Source organism: Micromonospora sp. NPDC049679, from assembly GCF_040659735.1.
In the GTDB taxonomy this organism is placed as follows: Bacteria; Actinomycetota; Actinomycetes; order Mycobacteriales; family Micromonosporaceae; genus Micromonospora_I.
Window position 1 is genome coordinate 120592 of sequence record NZ_JBFANZ010000013.1, and the last position, 20252, is coordinate 140843.

General features: G+C 73.1%; 12 protein-coding genes, 2 pseudogenes and 2 riboswitches. Of the genes and pseudogenes, 7 read left to right on the forward strand and 7 right to left on the reverse strand.

The features are described from left to right. The first annotated feature begins 107 nt into the window (after positions 1 to 107). Positions 108 to 404, forward strand: a complete 297-nt coding sequence (locus AB0J06_RS11485; RefSeq protein ID WP_357427282.1) for a DUF6510 family protein — start codon at positions 108 to 110, stop codon at positions 402 to 404. Between the two features lie 4 nt (positions 405 to 408). On the opposite strand, the gene gndA is transcribed toward AB0J06_RS11485, so the two are convergent. After that, entirely contained in the window at positions 409 to 1839 is a 1431-nt protein-coding gene (gene gndA, locus AB0J06_RS11490) for an NADP-dependent phosphogluconate dehydrogenase (protein ID WP_357427284.1), read from the reverse strand. Positions 1840 to 2191: 352 nt separating this feature from the next. On the opposite strand from gndA, the gene AB0J06_RS11495 reads away from it, so the two are divergent. The 3 genes from AB0J06_RS11495 to AB0J06_RS11505 all read left to right on the forward strand — a co-directional run bounded on the left by AB0J06_RS11495 (position 2192) and on the right by AB0J06_RS11505 (position 4945). Then, positions 2192 to 3388 carry a hypothetical protein gene (locus AB0J06_RS11495; RefSeq protein WP_357427286.1) on the forward strand — a complete coding sequence of 399 codons (1197 nt, stop codon included), beginning with the start codon at positions 2192 to 2194 and terminating at the stop codon, positions 3386 to 3388. A gap of 208 nt (positions 3389 to 3596) precedes the next feature. Beyond that, positions 3597 to 4202, forward strand: coding sequence for a response regulator transcription factor (locus AB0J06_RS11500; RefSeq protein WP_357427288.1), 606 nt, complete (start codon positions 3597 to 3599; stop codon positions 4200 to 4202). Positions 4203 to 4336: 134 nt separating this feature from the next. Continuing rightward, positions 4337 to 4945 carry a response regulator transcription factor gene (locus tag AB0J06_RS11505; RefSeq protein WP_357427290.1) on the forward strand — a complete coding sequence of 203 codons (609 nt, stop codon included), beginning with the start codon at positions 4337 to 4339 and terminating at the stop codon, positions 4943 to 4945. A 26-nt stretch (positions 4946 to 4971) separates the two neighbouring features. On the opposite strand, the gene AB0J06_RS11510 is transcribed toward AB0J06_RS11505, so the two are convergent. From AB0J06_RS11510 to lanKC, 4 genes are all read right to left on the reverse strand, one after another. Beyond that, complete coding sequence (locus AB0J06_RS11510) at positions 4972 to 6735, reverse strand: ABC transporter ATP-binding protein (RefSeq protein WP_357427292.1); 1764 nt, start codon at positions 6733 to 6735, stop codon at positions 4972 to 4974. Beyond that, positions 6732 to 8441, reverse strand: coding sequence for an ABC transporter ATP-binding protein (locus tag AB0J06_RS11515; protein ID WP_357427294.1), 1710 nt, complete (start codon positions 8439 to 8441; stop codon positions 6732 to 6734). The genes AB0J06_RS11510 and AB0J06_RS11515 overlap by 4 nt, the downstream gene beginning before the upstream one ends. Positions 8442 to 8508: 67 nt before the next feature. Then, positions 8509 to 8643 carry a SapB/AmfS family lanthipeptide gene (locus AB0J06_RS11520; RefSeq protein WP_357427296.1) on the reverse strand — a complete coding sequence of 45 codons (135 nt, stop codon included), beginning with the start codon at positions 8641 to 8643 and terminating at the stop codon, positions 8509 to 8511. Between the two features lie 34 nt (positions 8644 to 8677). Continuing rightward, on the reverse strand, positions 8678 to 11302 hold the full coding sequence (gene lanKC, locus AB0J06_RS11525; RefSeq protein ID WP_357427298.1) for a class III lanthionine synthetase LanKC: 2625 nt from the start codon (positions 11300 to 11302) through the stop codon (positions 8678 to 8680). Between the two features lie 412 nt (positions 11303 to 11714). On the opposite strand from lanKC, the gene AB0J06_RS11530 reads away from it, so the two are divergent. Continuing rightward, positions 11715 to 12749: a S1 family peptidase gene (locus AB0J06_RS11530; RefSeq protein ID WP_357427300.1), complete on the forward strand. Its 1035-nt coding sequence runs from the start codon at positions 11715 to 11717 to the stop codon at positions 12747 to 12749. A gap of 123 nt (positions 12750 to 12872) precedes the next feature. Next, a riboswitch (cobalamin riboswitch) is annotated at positions 12873 to 12996 on the forward strand. Positions 12997 to 13069: 73 nt separating this feature from the next. After that, positions 13070 to 16708 carry a cobaltochelatase subunit CobN gene (gene cobN, locus AB0J06_RS11535; RefSeq protein WP_357427302.1) on the forward strand — a complete coding sequence of 1213 codons (3639 nt, stop codon included), beginning with the start codon at positions 13070 to 13072 and terminating at the stop codon, positions 16706 to 16708. Positions 16709 to 16778: 70 nt separating this feature from the next. Here cobN and AB0J06_RS11540 read toward each other — a convergent pair whose 3' ends face one another. Then, positions 16779 to 18269: a GGDEF domain-containing protein gene (locus AB0J06_RS11540; RefSeq protein ID WP_357427304.1), complete on the reverse strand. Its 1491-nt coding sequence runs from the start codon at positions 18267 to 18269 to the stop codon at positions 16779 to 16781. 321 nt (positions 18270 to 18590) lie between these two features. Further along, positions 18591 to 18714, forward strand: a riboswitch (cobalamin riboswitch). Positions 18715 to 18795: 81 nt separating this feature from the next. On the opposite strand from AB0J06_RS11540, the pseudogene AB0J06_RS11545 reads away from it, so the two are divergent. Then, positions 18796 to 20166, forward strand: a pseudogene (locus tag AB0J06_RS11545) (ATP-binding protein); the annotation flags it as partial. On the opposite strand, the pseudogene AB0J06_RS11550 reads toward AB0J06_RS11545, so the two are convergent. Beyond that, positions 20161 to 20252, reverse strand: a pseudogene (locus tag AB0J06_RS11550) (hypothetical protein); the annotation flags it as partial. The pseudogenes AB0J06_RS11545 and AB0J06_RS11550 sit on opposite strands and share 6 nt — an antisense overlap.

Sequence of the window (20252 nt, forward strand, 5' to 3'; positions counted from 1 at the left end):
TTGAGCCCCGCAGTCGCGAGCGAAAGGGCAGCGGGTGAGCGCGAGGAGTGAACGAGCGGAGCGGGTGAGCCCCGCAGTCGCGAGCGAAAGACGGCCAGGAGGGTGAGATGAAGCAACAGCAGTACGTCGACGGGAACTCCCTCGGCGGACCACTCCGGGAGATCTTCGCCGTCGACGTCACCGCGGCCACCACCCGGTGCGTGTCGTGTGCGCTGACCGTGCCGGTCGCGACCCTCGAGGTCTACGCCCACGCGCCCGGGCTGGTGGCCCGTTGCCCCGGCTGCGCGGAGGTGGTCCTGCGGCTGGTGCGGGGCCCGGAGAGCGCGTGGCTGGACCTGCGGGGGACCACCTCCCTGCGCGTCCCGCTGCCGTCGCAGGTCCCGGGCACCAGCGCCAGCGGCTGAGCCGTCAGAGCTGGCTCTCCCGCCGGTCACCGCCCCATGCGACGTGGAAGCTCCCGTCGCGGTCGACCCGACGGTAGGTGTGCGCGCCGAAGAAGTCGCGCTGCGCCTGGATCAGCGCGGCCGGCAGCCGGGGCGCGCGCAGCCCGTCGTAGTACGCCAGCGCCGACGCGAATCCGGGCACGGCGATGCCGAGTTCGGCGGCGGTCACCACGACCCGTCGCCACGACTCCTGCGCGCCCCGCACGGCGTCGAGGAAGTAGTCGTCCACGAGAAGGCTCGGCAGTTGCGGTGCGGCGTCGTAGGCGGTCCGGATCCGGTCGAGGAACCGGGCGCGGATGATGCATCCGCCCCGCCAGATCCGCGCCATCGCACCGGGGTCGATCTTCCAGCCGTACTCCGCGCTGGCCGCCTGGATCTGGTGGAAGCCCTGCGCGTAAGCCACGATCTTCGACGCGTACAGCGCCCGCTCAACGTCGTCGACCAGCGCGCCCGCCGCGCTCCGCCGGTGCCCGACCGGGCCCGGCAGCCCGGCGGCCGCCGCGCGCACGTCGACGTCGCCGGAGAGCGAACGGGCGAAGACGGCCTCGGCGATGCCGGTCACCGGGACGCCGAGATCGAGCGCCGTCTGGACCGTCCAACGCCCGGTGCCCTTCTGCTCCGCCCGATCCTGCACGATGTCGACGAAGGGCTCGCCGGTCGCCGCGTCGACGTGACCGAGCACCTCGGCGGTGATCTCGACGAGATACGAGCCGAGCCGCCCGGAGTTCCAGTCCCGGAAGACCGCGCCGATCTCCGCCGGGGACATCCCACTGGCACGGCGCAACAGGTCGTACGCCTCCGCGATGAGCTGCATGTCGGCGTATTCGATGCCATTGTGGACCATCTTCACGAAGTGGCCGGCGCCGTCGGGCCCGACGTGGGTGCAGCAGGGCTCGCCGTCGACCTGCGCCGCGATCCCCTCCAACATCGGGGCGAGGGACTCGTACGCCTCCGGAGAGCCGCCGGGCATGATGCTCGGGCCGTGCAGGGCCCCCTCCTCGCCGCCGGAGATGCCCGCGCCGACGAAGTGCAGCCATCGCTTGCGTAGCGCCTCCTGCCGGCGGCGCGTGTCGACGAAGTGCGCGTTGCCGCCGTCCACGATCAGGTCACCGGGGTTGAGCAGCGGGATCAACTCGTTGATCACGGCGTCGGTTGCGGCGCCCGCCTGGACCATGACGATGATGCGGCGCGGCCGTTCCAGGCTGGCGACGAACTCCTCCGCGGACTCCGTCGGCAGGAAGGCGCCCTCGTGGCCGTACTCCTCGATCAGCTCCTTGGTCCGGTTCGGCGTGCGGTTGTGCACCGCCACGACGTGACCGTGCCGGGCGAGGTTGCGGGCCAGGTTGCGGCCCATGACCGCGAGTCCGGTGACCCCGATCCGTGCTTTCTCCGCCATGTTCCTACCTCCGTCGGTTCCGCTGCTCCGCGGGTTGGTACGGGCCGGACGGCGGAGAAGTTCGATGCCGGGGCGGGTGGTGCGGGTGGGCGAGCGCCCGCGGCCGCGGGCCGGCCCCACCACGCCGTTGATCATGACCTTTGTCGTACGCGAACGCGGGCGCGGAAATCTCATGATCGTGGGCGAGATCATGGCGCGGTTGTGCCAAACCATATTGGTATGTGTGCATTCACGTGTCAGAAACCCGATTGCATTCCGCTTACCCACTGCAACGTCGCGGATACAGCGGTATCGTGTCGCTCGATTGACCGACACGGAGGGTCACATCGAGCTCATGCATTGTGTGATGTCAGTGGAGCGGCCAACGGCGGGGTCGACCGAGCATGGACACCCCGGTGAGCGGCTGGTCGCGCTGGCGCTGCGCATCGCGCTGATCGCCGGTGCCGCTGCGGCGGCATGCCTGGCGCTCGCCCTGTTCGACCGCCCGGCGTACGCCGGAGAACGCCCGGCCATGCCGGGCCTGGTTGACGGCGTGATCGACGTCGTGGCCGCGGTGCCGCGGTCGCTGGCCGGCCCGGGACCGTCGGCCGGCGACCGTACCGGACCGGCGGGCGGCCGGTTGTCCGCGCGCCCGGCGGAGGGGACGCCTCCGCGGACGCCCGGTGCCGCCGCCCCCCACCCCGTCACGGGCGCGGCGCCCATGCCCATCCGTCGGGCCGCGACCGCCGGCGCTCCTCGCGGCGGCGAGGTTCGCCGGACATCCGACCCCGGCAAGGCCGCGGCACGCATCCCCGGCGCACCGGGGCCGGCGCGCGGACCGGGCGCTCACGGTGCCCCGGCACGCACGACGACCCCGGAGAGATCGGGGCTCGGTGCGGTCGTGAGCGGGCTGACCGGCACGGTTGGCCGTACGGTCGAGGGCACCACGAACGGGCTCGTCGAGGCGCTCCCGTTACCGGCGGCCGTGACAGGCCCGATCCTGGTCGACGTTCCCGGCGCCGTCATCGACGTGGTCGACGCGGTCGTCGACCTCGGACTCGACACCACCGAGGTGCTGATCCCGCCGAGCGTCACCGCGCCGTTGCCACCCCACCGTGTCGACCCCGTGTCGCCAACGCCGACGCAGCCGGTGACGGGCACGCCGTCGCCGGTCGGCGGGTCCACACCGGTCGCCCCGATCCGCACGCGGCCTTCGCCCGCGCCGCTCCAGGCGGACGGTGGCGGTAGGGGCGCCCCGCCGAGGCCGGCGTCGTGCGCCCTGGCCTGCGTCGGTCGTGCCGACCCTGCGGCGCACCGCGCCGTTCGTGCTTCCGCGTTGGACGCTGCGACCGCAGATGATCTGCCCGTGCCGAGGCCGCCCGTGTCCGCGCCCTTCGGCCAGGGGCTTGGTGGAGTTGTCAACGGCGCGGGCCATGCCGGGGTCGGTCACTTCCCCGCCCTGGCCGCCGCGGTGTCCTGGCGGACCGATTCCGTGCTGCTCTTCACCAGCCCGCCCGCGGACGCGGTCCGTGGTGGCCGGTCGCCCGCCGTCCCGGCTCTGCCCGGCTGACCGTGTCGGGCGGCCCCGTGCCGGCCGCTCTCCGTCTCCGCCACGTTTGACTGGCGGAACCTTCCCGTCGTCACCCACGGCACTCACACGCCGCCACCGCGGCGGATCACCCGGCCGACGACGCCGTACTCAGTCCTTGTGATCGGCCCCGGCCACCTGCCGGGCGCCGACGGTGACGCCAATCTGTGTACCGAGATCGGAGACGCTGGTGATCCGCATCATGATCGTCGAGGAGATGGGCCTGCTGCGGGGCGCGCTGCGCGCCGTGCTGTCGAGCGAGGACGACCTGGAGGTAATCGCCGACCTCTCGGAGGGCGGTGACGTGCCGGCGATGGCGGCGCGGAACCGGCCCGACGTGGTGCTGGTCGACCTCGAGTTGGCAGGGACGGACATGCTGGCGGTGCTGCGGCGGCTCACGTTGGAGGTCCCGGGCTGCGCGGTGCTGGGATTGAGTCGGCAATGCAGCCCGGAGGCGTTGCAGGAGGCGCTCCAGGCCGGAGTACGGGGATTCATCGGCAAGGACGTGCCGCCGGCGGAACTGGCCCGGCTGGTGCGGGCGGTGGCGCGGGGCGAACGTGTCGTCGACCCGGTCGCCGCGGTCGCGGCGCTGACTCCCACGGCCGGCCCGCTCACCGGGCGCGAGCGGGAAGTGCTGCGGGCGGCGGCGAAGGGACTGCCGTCGAAGGAGATCGCCCGGGCACTGTATCTCGCGCACGGCACGGTGCGTAACCATTTGTCGGTCATTTTGCGAAAGACCGGGACGCGTAACCGACTGGAGGCGATTCGCCGTGCGCAGCAGGAGGGTTGGATGTAATGCCTGGTGAACGGGGTCGGTAGCGTCCGTGTCAGGCCCGTTCTGGCATGCCATTCACCGGGCGGGTAGGGGAACTCTGTGTTTGAATATCTACATTTAGTGATCTTCCACGGCGATGGCGTCCAGGGGGACATGTGATCCGAACTCTGCTGGCCCTCGACGGCGCACTGGTGCGCGGCGCGCTCGCGTTCGTGCTCGGCAAGCAACACGACATCGACGTGGTGGCCGAACTGGACGGCAGCGAGCAGATCGCGCCGGCGATCCACTCTGTGCGGCCGGATGTCGCCGTCGTCGACCTCGAGCTCTACGGTCCGGCGGGGCCGACCCATTGCGCCACCCACGACCAGCAACGCTGTCCGGTGCTCATGCTCGTCGACCCACGGCGCACCGGTGCGCTCAGCGAGGTTCTCCGCGTTCACACGCACGCGCAGACGGTCGGGTTCCTCGGCAACCACGTCGCCCCGCAGCGTGTGGTCGACGGGGTGCGCCGGCTCTCCCGCGGCGAACCGGTGGTCGATGGGGAACTTGTCGTCGCCGCCCTCAACAAGGAGAACCCGCTGACCGCGCGGGAGGTCGAGGTTCTGCAGGTGGCTGCCGAAGGCCTGCCGGTGCGGGAGATCGCGGTCAAGCTCTCGCTCGCCCCCGGCACGGTCCGCAACCACCTCTCCCGGATTGCCGCGAAGGCGGGCGCCCGCACCCGGATCGAGGCGGTACGGATCGCACGGGAAGCCGGCTGGATCTAGTTGGACCGTCATGCGTGCCGGTGCCGTCAGGACTGACGGACCGGGGCCAGTGCGGGTCCCGAATGTCCGGCCGACGTCTCCTGCCAGTGTCCGAGCAGGTCACGGTAGGCGGCCGACCGGGCGAGAAGCTCATCGTGCGCGCCGAGCATCGGCCGTCCGCCGTCGAGGATCAGCACCCGCCGGGCGCGCAGCGCCGAGCTGATCCGATGGGCGATCACGACGAGCGTTCCCGGCCGCGCCGCGAACGCCGCCTCCACCCGGGCCTCCGTCGACGGGTCCAGATGGCAGGTGGCCTCATCCAGGATGATCAGGGGTGCGGCGGAGACGTACGCTCGCACCGCCGCGATGAGCTGCCGTTCCCCGGCAGAGAGTCCGGCCGGGTCAACGGGCGCGGAGATGCCGCCCAGTCGTCGCACCAGTGGCCGCAGCCCCAGCGCGTCGACCGCGGCGTCGAGTTCCGCGTCGGTGGCGCCGGGGCGTAGGTAGCGCAGGTTGTCGCGGACCGCGCCGCTGAAGACGTACGCCTCCTGGGGGATGAGGACCCGCAAGGCGGCCAGTGCGGGCTGGTCGAGGTCGTCGACCAGGTTCCCGGCGAGGCGGATCGTGCCGGCCTGCGGCCGCAGCAGCCCGGCGGTCAACGCGGCGAGCGTCGACTTGCCCGCACCGCTGGGACCAACCACCGCGAGGTGTTCCCTTTCTGGAAGTGCGAGGTCGAATCCGTCGAGCACCGGGTGGGCGGCGGGGCCGTACCGGAAGGTCACGCCGCGCAACTCGACCGCGACGGGGGATCGGCGTGTCCTGGCCGGCGCCAGCGACGGGGGACGGCGCTGGCCGGGAAGCACGGCGGCGCGCAGGATGCGGTCGAGGGTGACGGCGAAGCGCAGCCCACCGCTGGCGACCCCCTGCACCAGCGTGTGCAGCGCCGGTTGCAGCCCGGTCGAGATGTAGACCAGGGCGCCGAGGATCGCGCCGGCTGTGAGCCCGCGCCGGACGAGCCACGGGGCCGCCAGCAGCAGGACCGCCAGCGGCAGCCATCCGCCGATCGCCAGGCTCAGACTGCGCAGCGCGGCCATTCGCGCCAGACCCCGCTCCGCCGCGGCCTGGGCGTCCACCTGGGCGCCGACCCTCGCCGCCACGGCCTCCTGCGCTCCGCAGGCCACCACATCGCGCTGCCCGGACAGCGCGGCGCTCGCCGACTCGCCGAGTCGTTCGTCAGCGTGTACGTACTCCCGCTGGCGGGCCACCATGGCCGGCAGCGCGGCGACGAAGAGCGCTAGCCCGGCGAGGAGCGGCCCGGCGACCAGCGCGGCGACGAGAGGCGCCAGCGAGAGGAGACCGAGCAGCGCCGCCGTGGCGGAGAAGAGGAAGCCACGCACCACCATCACCAGTCCGGCCAGGGTGTCCCGGACGATCTCGACCTGGTGGGTGAGCCGGGCCACGGCGGCGGTGTCCGGGCGGGCGCCGGTCGCGGTCGAGTGATGTAGCGCGCCGGTGACGACCCGGCGCGCGAGGTCGTCGCGGAACGGTTCGACGATCTCGCCCAGGCAGGCGAAGGCGCGGCCGCTGCCGACCGCGCCGACCAGAACAGCGACGGCCAGCGCCCCCAGCCAGGCCAGCCCGGTGCCCGGCCGCCCGGCGAGGAACCCGTCGTCCACCGCGCGGGCGGTCACATAACCGGCGAGCAGCGCGGGAAGCGCCTCCGCCGCGGACCATGCGCCGAGCCGCACCAGCGTCCGGCGCCGCTCACGCAGCGCCGCGATCGTGGCCCGGCCCACCATCGTGCGGATCACCGCGGATTCCAAACGGGTTCAGGCGCGAAGACCGCACGGTAAGCCGGGTCCGCCCACAGCTCGCGGTGGCGCCCCAGCGCGCGCAGCCGACCGCGGTCGAGCCACGCCACCAGATCGGCGGCCGCCGCCGTGGCGGCGCGATGGGTCACGATCAGCCGGGTACGCCCGTCCGTGTGCGCCGCGACCGCCCTGGCTATCCGATGCTCCGTAACGCTGTCGACACTGGACGTCGCATCGTCCAGGATGAGCAGCCGCGCGGCCCGTAGCGCCCGGGCCAGCCCCAACCGCTGCGCCTCGCCGCCGGACATCGGGGCGTCCACCAGGCGGGTGCGGTAGCCCTCCGGCAGCCGTTCGACGTACCCGTCGACCGCCGCCGCTCGCGCCGCCCGCAGGATGGTGTCCTGGCGGGGGTGGGGCGGCGCCGGGGCCAGACCGATCACGTCACGAATGGTGTCGCCGACGAGAACCGGTCGCTCGAAGCCGTACCCGACGGCGCGGCGCAGGGCCTGGCGGCTCAACCCGCGCAGTGGCACGCCGTCGAGCAGTACCTCGCCCTCGTCGGGGTCGCGCAACCGCCCCGCGACGGCGGCGAGCGTCGACTTGCCCGCCCCGGAGGCGCCGACCACCGCCACCGCCCGTCCGCCGGGCACGTGCAGGTCGACGCCGTCGAGAATCGGCGTTCCGTCGTCGGCGCGGACGGTCACGCTCCGCAGTGTCAGCTGCCCCGGTCCCGCCGGCAGCGCCCCGCCGCCGTGGTGCTGCGTCGGTTCGCCCAGGATCTCGGCGATGCGCCCTGCGCCCGTCCGGGCGCGGACCAGCCGGTTGAGGGTGGCGACGACCGCGCCGAGGCCGGCGCCGAGGGCGGCGTACTGGATGGCGGCGAAGAGCTGCCCGGGGGTGAGGCGTCCCGTCGCCACCGACAATCCGCCGACCGCGACGATCGCGATCTGCAGCAGAGGCGCGATCGCGGCGGTGCGGGTGGCGGCTCTGGCCAGCGTCTGCCAGGTGCGCTCGCCGTGCGCGCGCATCCGGTGCAGCGGCGTCAGCACCCGGGCGATCTCGGCCGGAACGGTGCCGGCGGCGGCGATGGTCCGTGATCCGGTCAGCGCCTCCACCAGCCGGCCGGCGATCACGCCCTGGGTGCGCTGGTAGCCGGCGACCGCGGAGGAGGCGTCGGTGACGAAGGTCCGCATCAGGACCGCGAGCAGGAGCAGCCCGGCGAGGAAGGTGATCCCGAGCCGCGGCTCGAGCAGCGTGAGCGCGACGACGCTGCCGAGCGACGGGAGCAGCGCGGTGAGGCCGAGGACGATCGTGGTGCCGGCGTTCCCGGCGTCGGCGGCCTGACCGACGAGGCGGGCGACCAGGTCCCCGACCGGATGCCGGGCGGCCGTGCGCGGGTCGAGCGCGAGGAGATGCCGCAGGAACCGGTGGCGTACGCGGGCGGTCCCCCGTGCGGTCGCCGAGCCGCTCGCGAGGTCGCCGACGGTGTCGGTGATGACGATCAGCGCGAGGAGGCCAACGGCGATCGCGGACCAGCCGGGGTCGCCCTCGCCGAGCGCCGAGTCGACGGCGAGCCCGAGGACCGCCGGCAGCAGCAGTTCGGCCGTCGCGCCCACGAGCGCGACGGCCACGAGCACGGGGATCCAGCCGCCGCCGTAACGGACTGCCCGCCACAGCAGCCGGTCGCCCGGCGCGGCCACGCTCATCACGCCTCCCCTGCGACGGGTTGTCCCGGGTGGGTACGTCTACCCACCCGGGACAGCAAAGACCTGCTTAGTTGCAGGTCGTCAGGGAGAGGGAGCTGTCGCCGCAGAGCAGCAGGCTCGCCCGGCTGCCGCCGCCGCCGCCGTGGCCGCCGCCCTTCTCGGTCGCGGAGAGTTCCATGCCCTGGAGGTCGAGAAGCGCCATCTGGCACCTTCCTTTCGGTAGCTGATCTTTCTTTTCACCCTCGCGGTCGCGAGGGGAGCTTGGTCGCGCCGGTGAGCGGCCCGAGGAACGGCAGCGTCACCGGCTCGTCGTGCAGCGCCGCGCCGGCGGCGAGCAGGACACCTGCGGCGCCGGTGGCGAGGTCCATCGACAGGCGCAGTAGTTGCTCGCCGGGGAAGGCGACGAAGCCGCGGTATGGCAGGGCGTGCCAGGCGAGCCGCCGTACCTGTGCGCGGAGTTCCTGCCGGTCGGCCGCGACCGCGTCCCCGCCGGCCGCGTGCTCCCCGGCGGCCAGCCGGGCCGCGAGGTAGGCGATGATGCCGGCGCGGCCGGCGAAGAGGCCGGACTGGACGTACAACGGAGCCCGCGCGGCGCGCCGGATCGCTGCGGCGGCGTCCGCGAACTCGTCGTCGTGGCGGTGCCGCAGGTACTGGTCGAGGACGAGCCCGATGCCGACACTGCCGTGGGCGAGATAGGGCATCGTGCGCCAGCCCTCGTTGACCTCCATCGCGCCGTCGTCGCGCACCACGCAGCGGCGCAGGTCCTGACGGAGCGCGGTGGCGGCGTGGTCGAGCAGGTTGGTGTCGCCGCTCAACTCGTGCAGGCGCAGGAACATCAGCGCGGGGCCGGTGCGGCCGCGGTTGAGGCCGGCGTACGGGTAGCGGCCACCGCTGACCGTGGCGTCGGTGTCGGTCGCGATCCGGCCGGCGACCAGTTCCGCCGCGCGCCACGCCGCGTCCCGGATCAGCGCGTCCCCGGTGCGCCCGGCGAACTCGGCGAAGTTGAGCGCCATCCCGGACAGGCCGCTGACCAGGTCGGGGCCGAACTCCTCCCAGGGTTCGCCGAGGCAGATGTCGAGTACGTCGAGCGCCTCCTGCCGGCGGCCGAGCTGCTCCAGTGCGAACGCCACGCCGTGCAGCCCGTCGTAGAACCCGCAGGTGGTGCCGGTCGGCGGGTCGAGCGCGCGCTTGACGAGCCACTCTTCGTGCTCGGGGAAGCGGCCGGCGCCGGTGGCGTGCAGCGCGTGGAGCACGCCCGCGGCGCCGTAGGCGAGGTTGAGCCCGCCGGTGTGGAACTGCTCTATGTCGCCGGGGAAGAGCCGGTCGTCGCGGTAGGGAGTGGCGCTGGCGGTGATCGCCGCGGCCAACTGCCGGCGGAGCATCGGCCAGTCGTCGGTCTCCGGCGAGAAGTCGGTCCGGGACGGGGCGGAGGCGGCGCCAGTGTTCGCGCTCTTCACCCCGGTGATCTCGGCGACCGCCTCGTCGAGAAACTCCCGCGGCACGGGAAAGTGCCTGGCGATGATCTCCGCGAGGTGCGCCGTCTTCGCGGGGGCCAGCCGCAGCATCTGCGTCAGCGGCAGGAACAGCGCCAGGCGCAGGCAGGCCAGCGCGTAGCGGTCGACCGCGACCCCGGTCCGTTGCCGGGGCGCCGCGAACGCCGGGTTACGCAGCGCAGGCGGGGTCGCCTCGCCGACCGGCGCGGCCACCTCGAAGTCGACCAGGGCGACGGTGTCGTCGGGACGGACCATGACGTTGAACAGGTGCAGGTCGCCGTAGACGAGGCCGCGTTCGTGGATGGCGTCGATCACCTGCTCGACCTGTTCGTACACGCGCAGTGCCCAGGCGGTGTAGTCGGCGAACTCCTCGGCGGAGGCGTCCGCGTCGGTCAGCGGATAACGCTCGACGAGCACCCGGTTGAGCGGCCGCCCTTCGATGAACTCCAGCGCGAGGAAGCGGTGGTCGCCGAGGTCGAACTCGTCATGCACCCGCGGCACCTGCGGCACGTCGGCGAGGCGGCGCAGCATTTCGGCCTCGCGGGACAGCCGGGTCAGCGCGTCGGCGCCGGTCCCGTCGAGGCCCGAGTGCGGGCGCGCCTCCTTGAGCACGACCGACGTGCCGCTGCGGGTATCGCGGCCGACGTACAGCCCCCCGCCGTTGGAGAAGTGGATGACCCGCTCGATCTGGTACGGCAGATCGGTGGTGGTCGTCGCGTTGCGGGCGGCGAGATGCGGGGCGAGGAAGGCGGGGAGCGTCACCCACTCCGGAACGTGGAACACCGGGTCGCGCCGGTCCGGCACGAGCGTCCCCGCGGCGTCCTCGATGGCCGGCACCACCTGGCCCTCGTCGGAGACGCAGTAACGTGCGGCGAAGCCGCCGTAGCGGACGTAGACCGGGCCGGGGCCGTAGCGAAGGTCGCTCAGGATGTACGGTCCGGCCTCGCCGTCCAGCAGTTCGGCGAGCTCCTTGCAGGCCAGCTCCAGCTCCGCCTCGTCACGCGGATAGATGGTCACGAACTTGCCGCTGGAGCCGCGCCGGGCGTACTTGGAATTGCGCATCAGCAGCATCCGCGGGCCGCGCAGGAACTTGAACGGCAGACCGCGTGGAACGCAGTAGGCCCAGACCGCGTCCAGGATCCGCTCGGCGTTGTCGAGGCACGCGGAGATATGGATCTTCCAGCCCTGCTGGGGCAGCGAGCCGCCCTCCGGCCCGTAGATCAGCCAGTCGCCGCTCGGCTCGCACGCCCATCCCTCCGGGATCGGGCGGTCGGCGGCGGTGAACTGGGTGGACTTGGCGGTGGTGTTGGTGAGGGAGTCGTAGAACAGGGGATCGACCGCGCAGTACGCGTCGTAGCGCTCGTCCATCCTCGCGGCTCCTTCGGGTGAATCCCTAGGTGGGATCCCTGAGTACTCGATGCCGTCGAGTTTGGTTGTCACGACAGAGCTGTTTCTAGTGTGTTAAGTCATTTCGGGCGGTGAATGGCGCACGGGTCGGCATGACAAATGTCAGGCCCTGCGGCAGGGATGAAAACGAAACCCGTATTGTCCGGCGTCCATTTGGGTCGTACGTGGAGACCCGGAGCCGGTCGCCGCCGAACTGGTCATACTGCCCTGGTCATACCGTGTCTTCATCTCTTGTTAACGATCTCGTCTATCTCGAATACTGGCTCTCACGTGGCGCGGTACTGCCGGCCTACTACGGGACGGCACGCAGCGCCGCGGTGCCCCTCCGGACGCGTCGGACCCGGCGCGTCCCATTGCCCCCGGGAGGCCCCGCATGAGACCCACAAGGTCATCGATCCGCCGCGTCGCGATCACCTTCGCGGCCGGCACGCTCGTCGCCAGCACGCTGACCGCCGCCCCCGCCGAGGCCGCGCCAGCGCAGGCCGCCAGCCCCGACAGCGCCGCCGCGCTGTCGGAACGGCTCGGTTCCCGCTCGGCCGGCACCTATCTCGATGCCGCCAGCGGAAAGATGGTCGTCACCGTCACCGACGCGACCGCCGCCCGCGAGGTGCGCGCCGCCGGCGCCGTCGCCCGGATCGTCGCCCGCGGCGCGGCCGAACTCGACCGCGCCACCACCGCACTCGAACAGTCCGCGAAGATCGCGGGCACCGCCTGGTGGACCGACCCCGCCACCAACCAGGTCGTCGTCTCCGTCGACAGCACCGTCACCGGCGCCAAGCTGGCCGCGGTCGAAAAGGTCGCACAGCGCCTCAGCGGCGCGGTCCGCATCGAGTCGACGCCCGGCACCCTCAGCACCACCATCTCCGGCGGCGACGCCATCTACACCGGCGGCTCCCGCTGCTCGCTCGGCTTCAACGTCCGCAACAGCGCCGGCACGCAGTACTTCCTGACCGCCGGACACTGCACCAACGCCGGCACGACCTGGACCAACGGGAGCGCTACCCTCGGCACCCGCGCCGGCACCAGCTTCCCGGGCAACGACTACGGCATCGTCCGTTACACCAACACCTCGATCGCCAAGCCGGGCGCGGTCGGCGGCCAGGACATCACCTCGGCCGGTAACGCCTACGTCGGCCAGAGCGTCACCCGTCGCGGCAGCACCACCGGCACCCGCAGCGGGCAGGTCACCGCGCTCAACGCCACCGTCAACTACGCCCAGGGCGCCGTGTACGGGATGATCCGCACCACCGTCTGCGCCGAGCCCGGCGACAGCGGTGGATCGCTCTACGCCGGCACCACCGCCCTCGGTCTCACCTCGGGCGGCAGCGGCAACTGCTCGAGCGGCGGCACGACGTTCTTCCAGCCGGTCACCGAGGCGCTGAGCGTCTACGGCGTGAGCGTCTACTGAGGAACGGCCACCACGACCAGCACGACCGGGCCGCCGGGTCTTTCCCGGCGGCCCGGTCCGCGTGCGCTCCGGTCACCTCGACGACCGGCGGTCCCGCTGGCGTACGATCCGCGTGGCGGTTGGGAGGAACCCGGTGCGATTCCGGGGCGGTCCCGCCACTGTGACCGGGGAGCGACCCGCAGGTGAGGCCACGGCCGGCAACGGCTGGAAGGCCGCGGGGAGCGGTGATCCGGGAGTCAGGAGACTCCGGCCGCCGCCGGGACGCGCCGCGTCCCCGCTCACCTGCGACCGGGGCGCGGACCCCGACGGGAGGACCGGCCATGACGGCTGCCTTCGTACTGATCTCCACTGCCGACACCGACCTGCTCGCGGCCCGGGCCAGCGGCGCCCCGTGGCGGGTGGCGAATCCGGCGCGACTCGACCCGGCCGAGGTGCCGGCGTTGCTCGCCGACGCCGCCGTGGTGGTCGTCCGCCTGCTCGGCGGCCGGCGTACCTGGCCGGACGGGCTCGACGCGCTGCTCGCCGCCGGTCTGCCGGTGGTCGCGCTCGGCGGGGAGGCTACCCCCGACGCCGAGCTCGCGGCGCTGTCGACCGTGCCGGCGGGGGTGGCGCACGACGCGCTGCGCTACCTCGTCGAGGGCGGTCCGGCCAACCTGCGCGAGCTGCACCGCTTCCTCTCCGACACCGTGCTGCTCACCGGGGAGGGGTTCGAGCCACCCGCCGCGACGCCCGCGTTCGGCGTACACGGGGATCTGCTGTTGAGCCCGGAGCGCCCCACCGTCGGCGTGGTCTTCTACCGCGCCCACCAGCTCAGCGGCAACACCGGCTTCGTCGACACGCTCTGCGCCGCCCTCGTCGAGGCCGGCGCCAACCCCCTGCGGGTCTACGTGCCGTCGCTGCGCGAGGTCGACGACGACCTGCTCGCGCTGCTGCGTCGCTGCGACGCGCTGGTGGTCACCGTGCTCGCCGCGGGCGGGACCCGGCCCGCCGATGCCAGCGCCGGCGGCGACGACGAGGCCTGGTCGGCGGCGGCGCTCACCGCGCTGGACGTGCCGGTGCTCCAGGGGCTCTGCCTCACCACCTCCCGCGCCGGGTGGGCCGGCTCCGACGCCGCGCTCACCCCGATGGACGCGGCGATGCAGGTCGCGGTCCCGGAGTTCGACGGTCGCCTGGTCACCGTCCCCTTCTCGTTCAAGGAGGCGGGGCCGGACGGCATCCCGGTCTACGTCGCCGATCCCGAACGCGCCGCCCGCGTCGCCGGCATCGCCGTCGGGTACGCCCGGCTGCGGCACCTCGCCAACGCCGGCAAGCGGCTCGCGATCGTCCTCTCCTCGTACCCGACCAAGCACGCGCGGGTCGGCAACGCCGTCGGGCTCGACACCCCCGCCTCGGCGGTCGAGCTGATCGCCGCGTTGGCCGAGGCCGGCTACGACGTCGGTGACGCCGCCTCGTACGACGGCGACGGGCTGATCCACACGCTGATCGCGGCCGGCGGCCATGACGTCGAGTGGCTCACCGAGGATCAGCTCGCCGCCGCCCCGATCCGGGTGCCGCTGCGCGATTACCGGGCCTGGTTCGACGCGCTCGACGCGTCGCTGCGCGACGCGATGCTGCGGGCGTGGGGTGAGCCCCCCGGCGAGCTGTACGTCGACGGCGACGACATCGTCCTGGCGGGCCTGCGCTTCGGCAACCTCACCCTGATGATCCAGCCGCCGCGCGGCTTCGGCGAGAACCCGATCGCGATCTACCACGACCCCGAGCTGCCCCCCTCCCATCACTACCTGGCCGCCTACCGCTGGCTCGCCGAGAACGTGGACGCGGTGGTGCACCTGGGCAAGCACGGCACCCTGGAATGGCTGCCCGGCAAGGGCCTCGGCCTCTCCGCCGGCTGCGCCCCGGACGCCGTCCTCGGCGACCTGCCGCTGGTCTACCCGTTCATCGTCAACGACCCCGGCGAAGGCACCCAGGCCAAGCGCCGTGCCCACGCCACCGTCGTCGACCACCTGGTGCCGCCGATGGCCCGCGCCGACACCTACGGCGACCTGGCGAAGCTGGAGCAGCTCCTCGACGAGTACGCGACCGTCCAGGCGCTCGACCCGGCCAAGCTCCCCGCGGTGCGCGCCCAGATCTGGACCCTCATCGAGGCCGCGCAGCTCCACCATGACCTGCACCTCGACGGCCAGCCGGGCGACGACGAGTTCGACGAGTTCATCCTGCACGTCGACGGCTACCTCTGCGAGATCAAGGACTCGCAGATCCGCGACGGCCTGCACGTGCTGGGCGCCGCGCCGACCGGCGAGGCCCGGACCAACCTGATCCTCGCCGTGCTCCGCGCCCGCCAGGTGTGGGGTGGCCGAAGCGGGGCGCTCCCCGGGCTGCGTGAGGCCCTGGCGGGGCATTTCGGGCTGGCCGAGCACGCGCTGGTCGGCGACGCCTCGCGGGTCACGGCGCCGGCCGCGCTGACCGCCGTCGTGGACGGTCCCGCCGCCACCGCCGCGGACCTCGTCGACCTCCTCGAGGCGCTGGCGCGCAAGCTCGTCGTCGGCTGCGAGACGCTGGACTGGGACGTGGACAAGGTCCCGGCGGTGGTCGCCGAGGTGCTCGGCTCGGTGGTGCCGCCGGTCGAGGCGGTGCTGCGGTTCGCCGCGAGTGAGGTCGTGCCCCGGCTCGCCGGCACCACCGACGAGATCACCGCGGTGCTGCGTGCCCTCGACGGCCGCTACGTCCCCGCGGGACCCTCCGGCTCGCCCACCCGCGGCCTGGTCAACGTCCTGCCGACCGGACGCAACTTCTACTCCGTCGACCCGAAGGCGATCCCGTCACGCAACGCGTGGGACGTGGGCCAGGCGCTCGCCGACTCGCTGCTGACCCGGCACCGGGCCGACACCGGCGACTGGCCGGCGCTGGTCGGCCTCACCGTGTGGGGCACCTCGGCGATGCGGACCCAGGGCGATGACATCGCCGAGGTGCTCGCCCTGATCGGCTGCCGCCCCGTCTGGGACGACGCGTCGCGCCGGGTCACCGGCTTCGAAATCATTCCCCTCGCCGAACTGGGGCGTCCCCGCGTCGACGTGACCGTACGTATCTCCGGGTTCTTCCGCGACGCGTTTCCGCACGTCATCGCCCTGCTCGACGACGCGATCTCGGCGGTGGCGGCGCTCGACGAGCCGCACGGGCAGAACTTCGTCGCCGCGCACGCCGCCGCCGACGAGGCCCGGCACGGCGACCGGCGTCGCGCCACCACCCGCATCTTCGGCTCGAAGCCCGGGGCGTACGGGGCGGGGCTGCTGCCGCTGATCGACGCCCGCAACTGGCGCGACGACCGCGACCTGGCCGAGGTCTACGCCGTCTGGGGCGGGTTCGCCTACGGGCGCGGGCTGGCGGGTCGGCCGGCCCGCGACGACCTGGAGACGGTCTACCGGCGGATGTCGGTGGCGGCGAAGAACGTCGACACCCGTGAGCACGACATCGCCGACTCCGACGACTACTTCCAGTACCACGGCGGCATGGTCGCCATGGTCCGCGCGCTGCGCGGGTCGGACCCGGCGGCGTACATCGGCGACTCGCACCGGCCGGAGGAGGTCAAGACGCGCACGCTCGCCGAGGAGACCAAGCGGGTCTTCCGGGCCCGCGTGGTCAACCCGCGCTGGATCGACGCGATGCGCCGGCACGGTTACAAGGGCGCCTTCGAGTTGGCGGCCACCGTCGACTACCTGTTCGGCTACGACGCCACCGCCGGCGTGGTCGACGACTGGATGTACGAGCAGTTGGCGGCGGCGTACGTCTTCGACGACGGCGTGCGGGAGTTCCTGGAGCGGTCCAACCCGTGGGCGCTGCGCGGCATCGCCGAGCGGCTGCTGGAGGCGGCCGGGCGGGGGATGTGGGCGGCGGATCCGGACACGCTGGACCGGCTGCGCGACGCCTACCTGGACGTGGAGGGCGACCTGGAGGGCGACTGACCGCCGCGCGCGTCGTTTCGTCGATCAAGGACTTCCGCGTCGATCAAGGCCGTATGCACCCGGACGGAGATCAAACCGGGTGCATCTGTCCTTGATCGACGGGGACGGTCCCGGCGAAGGGCTTGCTGGCGCGCTTTTCCGCGTACATGGCCTGGTCGGCGGCGGCGACCAGGCTGCCAGCCGTGGTCTCCGCGCCCGCCGGCGCGACCGCCACGCCGATCGCGACGCCGACCCGGACCGGCTCATCCCGCCAGCTCACCGGTGTGGCGAGAGCCCGCTCGATGCGGCTCCGGGTGGCGTCGACGTCGTCTGATCCGGCGCCCGGGCAGACGACCAGGAACTCGTCACCGCCGATCCGACCGACCACGTCATCGGCCCGTACGCAGGCGCGCAGCCGCTCCGCCACCGTCCGCAGCACCTGATCGCCGGCCTCGTGCCCGAACCGGTCGTTGACGGGTTTGAAGTCGTTGAGGTCGCAGAAGAGGACCGTGACGTGCCGATCGCCGGCGCGCAGCGCCGCGTCGAGGAGCGTGAACACCTGCCGGCGGTTGGGTAGCCCGGTCAACTCGTCTTGGCTCGCCTGATGTGCCAACCGCTGCTGGTCGTGGCGGTGCTGCTGGATCAGCTGCTGGATCCGGGCGAGCACGAGCGGCACGCTCAGCAGCGGCCCCACGCAGAGCAGCAGCCCGTCGGGCGGGTGTCCGAAGAGCTGCGGAATGCCCCCCACCACCGGGGTGAGCAGGAGGCAGAGACCGAGGTAGCCGAACCGGACCGGGGAGAGCTCGTCGCGCCGCCAGGTGCCGGGCACGGTGAAGTCGGCGGCGCTCGGATGGAGGACGGCCGCGCCCAGGCACAGGTAGCCGGCTATCCAGCAGAGCCCCACGTAGGGCAGCGACCGGCCGGTGGTCGGGTCGGTCGCGACGATCGAGAGCACCAGCCCGGCCACGGTCGAGCCGAGCGACGCGAACAGGTACCGCAACGATCCGCGGCCCCACGCCGTGGTGCGCGAGATCCGCAGCAGCGCGCCGAGCGTGGCGAGCAGGGCGAGAAGTTGCACCAGGACGACGATCTGCGCGCCGGTCGGCCAGCCGGCGGCGTGCAGTTGGGGCCGCAGACTGAATTCCCACAGGGGCGACGCGGCGCCGACGCCGATCAGGGCGGCGTCGATCACCCCGCCACTGTCCTGCGGGGCATGCCGGAACACGACCACCACGCTGGCCGCGAGCAGCGCCACGTAACCGGCGGCCTGCAGGACCGGGGAGACGGGGGAGTTGACCCGTTCGGCGCCGCCGACGCCGACCTGGACGAACGAGATGGCGTTCACGCCCGTGAGCAGACCGAGGCCGAGCAGGCCGATCAGCCAGTGCCGTTTATCGGCGATCCGGTTGATCCGGAGACCGGCGGTGACCCCCACCATCGACCCCAGACTTGCCATCGCCATCACCGCCGTACGCCCGGCGGTGTCACTCGTAAGGTGGACCACCGCGAACGCGCCGCCGGTGCAGAGCAGGCCGGGCAGCAGCCACCGGGCATGGCGATGGCGCCTCTGACCAGCGTTCATGCCGCACCCTCTCCGCCCACCGTCGCACTCTGATCGGCGAACAATAGCGCTGCGTGAGGACTGCCCCGCCGGCTCGGGTCGCCGCGGGTCGCGGGGCCGACCGGGCGGTGCGGGCGAGCGACCGGCGCAGCCCGGCGGCTGGAGGGTCGGCGCGGAAGTTGCCGATCAAGGACTTCCGCGTCGATCAAGGCCGTATGCGCACGGATGGAGATCAAAGCGTGTGCATTTGTCCTTGATCGACGCGGAGGATGATGATCACATCGCGCGTCGCGGCATTGACGCCGCGTCGGCGATGCGACAGCATCATCCGCGAGCGGCAGGGAGGAACCCGGTGTGAATCCGGGGCGGTCCCGCCACTGTGACCGGGGAGCGACCCGCAGGTAAGGCCACGGCCGGCAACGGCTGGAAGGCCGCGGGGAGCGTCGATCCGGGAGTCAGGAGACTCCGCCGCTCGCATGACCCATTGATACGCGGGCGTGGACACCCGCGGAAGGGACTCGAGCGTGCCTTCGTGCCTGAGCGGGGGATGACCCCGCCCTATCCGTTCACCGCCGTGGTCGGCCTCCCCGACCTGCGGCTCGCGCTGCTTCTCACCGCCGTCTCGCCGGCCATCGGCGGGGTGCTCGTGCGGGGCGAGAAGGGCACCGCCAAGTCGACCGCCGTCCGCGCGCTGGCCGCGTTGCTGCCGGAGATCGCGGTGATCCGAGGCTGCCGTTTCGCCTGCGATCCCGCGGCGCGCGACGCCGACTGCCCGGACGGGCCGCACGACGCGGATCCCGCCACTGTCGACCACCGCCGCGCGAGCCTCGTGGAGCTGCCGGTCGGCGCGACCGAGGACCGGGTCGTCGGCACGCTGGACGTGCAGCGCGCGCTCACCGCGGGCGTCAAGGCGTATGAGCCGGGGCTGCTGGCCGCCGCGCACCGTGGTCTGCTCTACGTCGACGAGGTCAACCTCCTCCCCGATCACCTCGTCGACCTTCTGCTGGACGCCGCGGCGATGGGCCGCGCGCACGTGGAGCGCGACGGGATCTCGGTCAAGCACGCCGCGCGGTTCCTGCTGGTCGGCACGATGAACCCGGAGGAGGGTGAGCCCCGGCCGCAGCTCGTCGACCGGTTCGGCCTGGTGGTGACGGTCGGCGCGCCGACCGAGCCGGGCCCGCGGGCCGAGGTGGTGCGGCGCCGGCTGGCCTACGAGGCCGACCCGGCGGGCTTCGCGGCCGGCTGGGTGGAGAGCGACGCCGCGCTCGCCGACCGGATCGCCGCCGCCCGCCGCCGGCTTCCCGGGGTACGCCTGCCCGACGCCGAACTGGACCGGATCGCCCGGATCTGCCTCGCGTACGGGGTGGACGGGCTGCGCGCCGACATCGTGGTGGCCCGGGCAGCGGTGGCGCTCGCCGCCTGGCAGGACCGGGACACTGTCACCGTCGATGACGTGCGCGATGCCGCCCGGCTCGCGCTGCCGCACCGGCGCCGCCGGGATCCGCTCGATCCGCCCGGCGCGGACGAGGAGCAGTTGGAGCAGGCGCTGCGCCAAGCCGGCGCCGACGACGACGGCCCCGATGACGACGGCGCCGATGACGACGGCCCCGATGACGACGGCCCCGACGACGACGGCCCCGACCACGGCGGCCCCGACGACGACGGTGGACCCGACGGCGGTGGCGGACCGGACGGCCGGCGATCGGACGACGGAGCGCCGCACGAACGGGATCCGGGCGGCGCGCCGGACGACTCGTCATCCGAGGCGGACGCGGAGGAGCGGGACCGCGCGGGCAACGGCCGCGGTCGTCCGGCGCCGACCGGTGCCGCGTACCGGCCTCGGCCGCTGGAGTTGCGGGGGCGGGGCGACGGCGCGCACACCGGCCGTCGCTCGCCCGCGTACGCCCGGCGCGGCCGCCTTCGCGGTCGGAACGGTGTAGAAGCGGATCAGGATGTGCGGCAGACCGGCGGTGCCGAGCACCAGCGCGATGCCGAGCGAGAGCA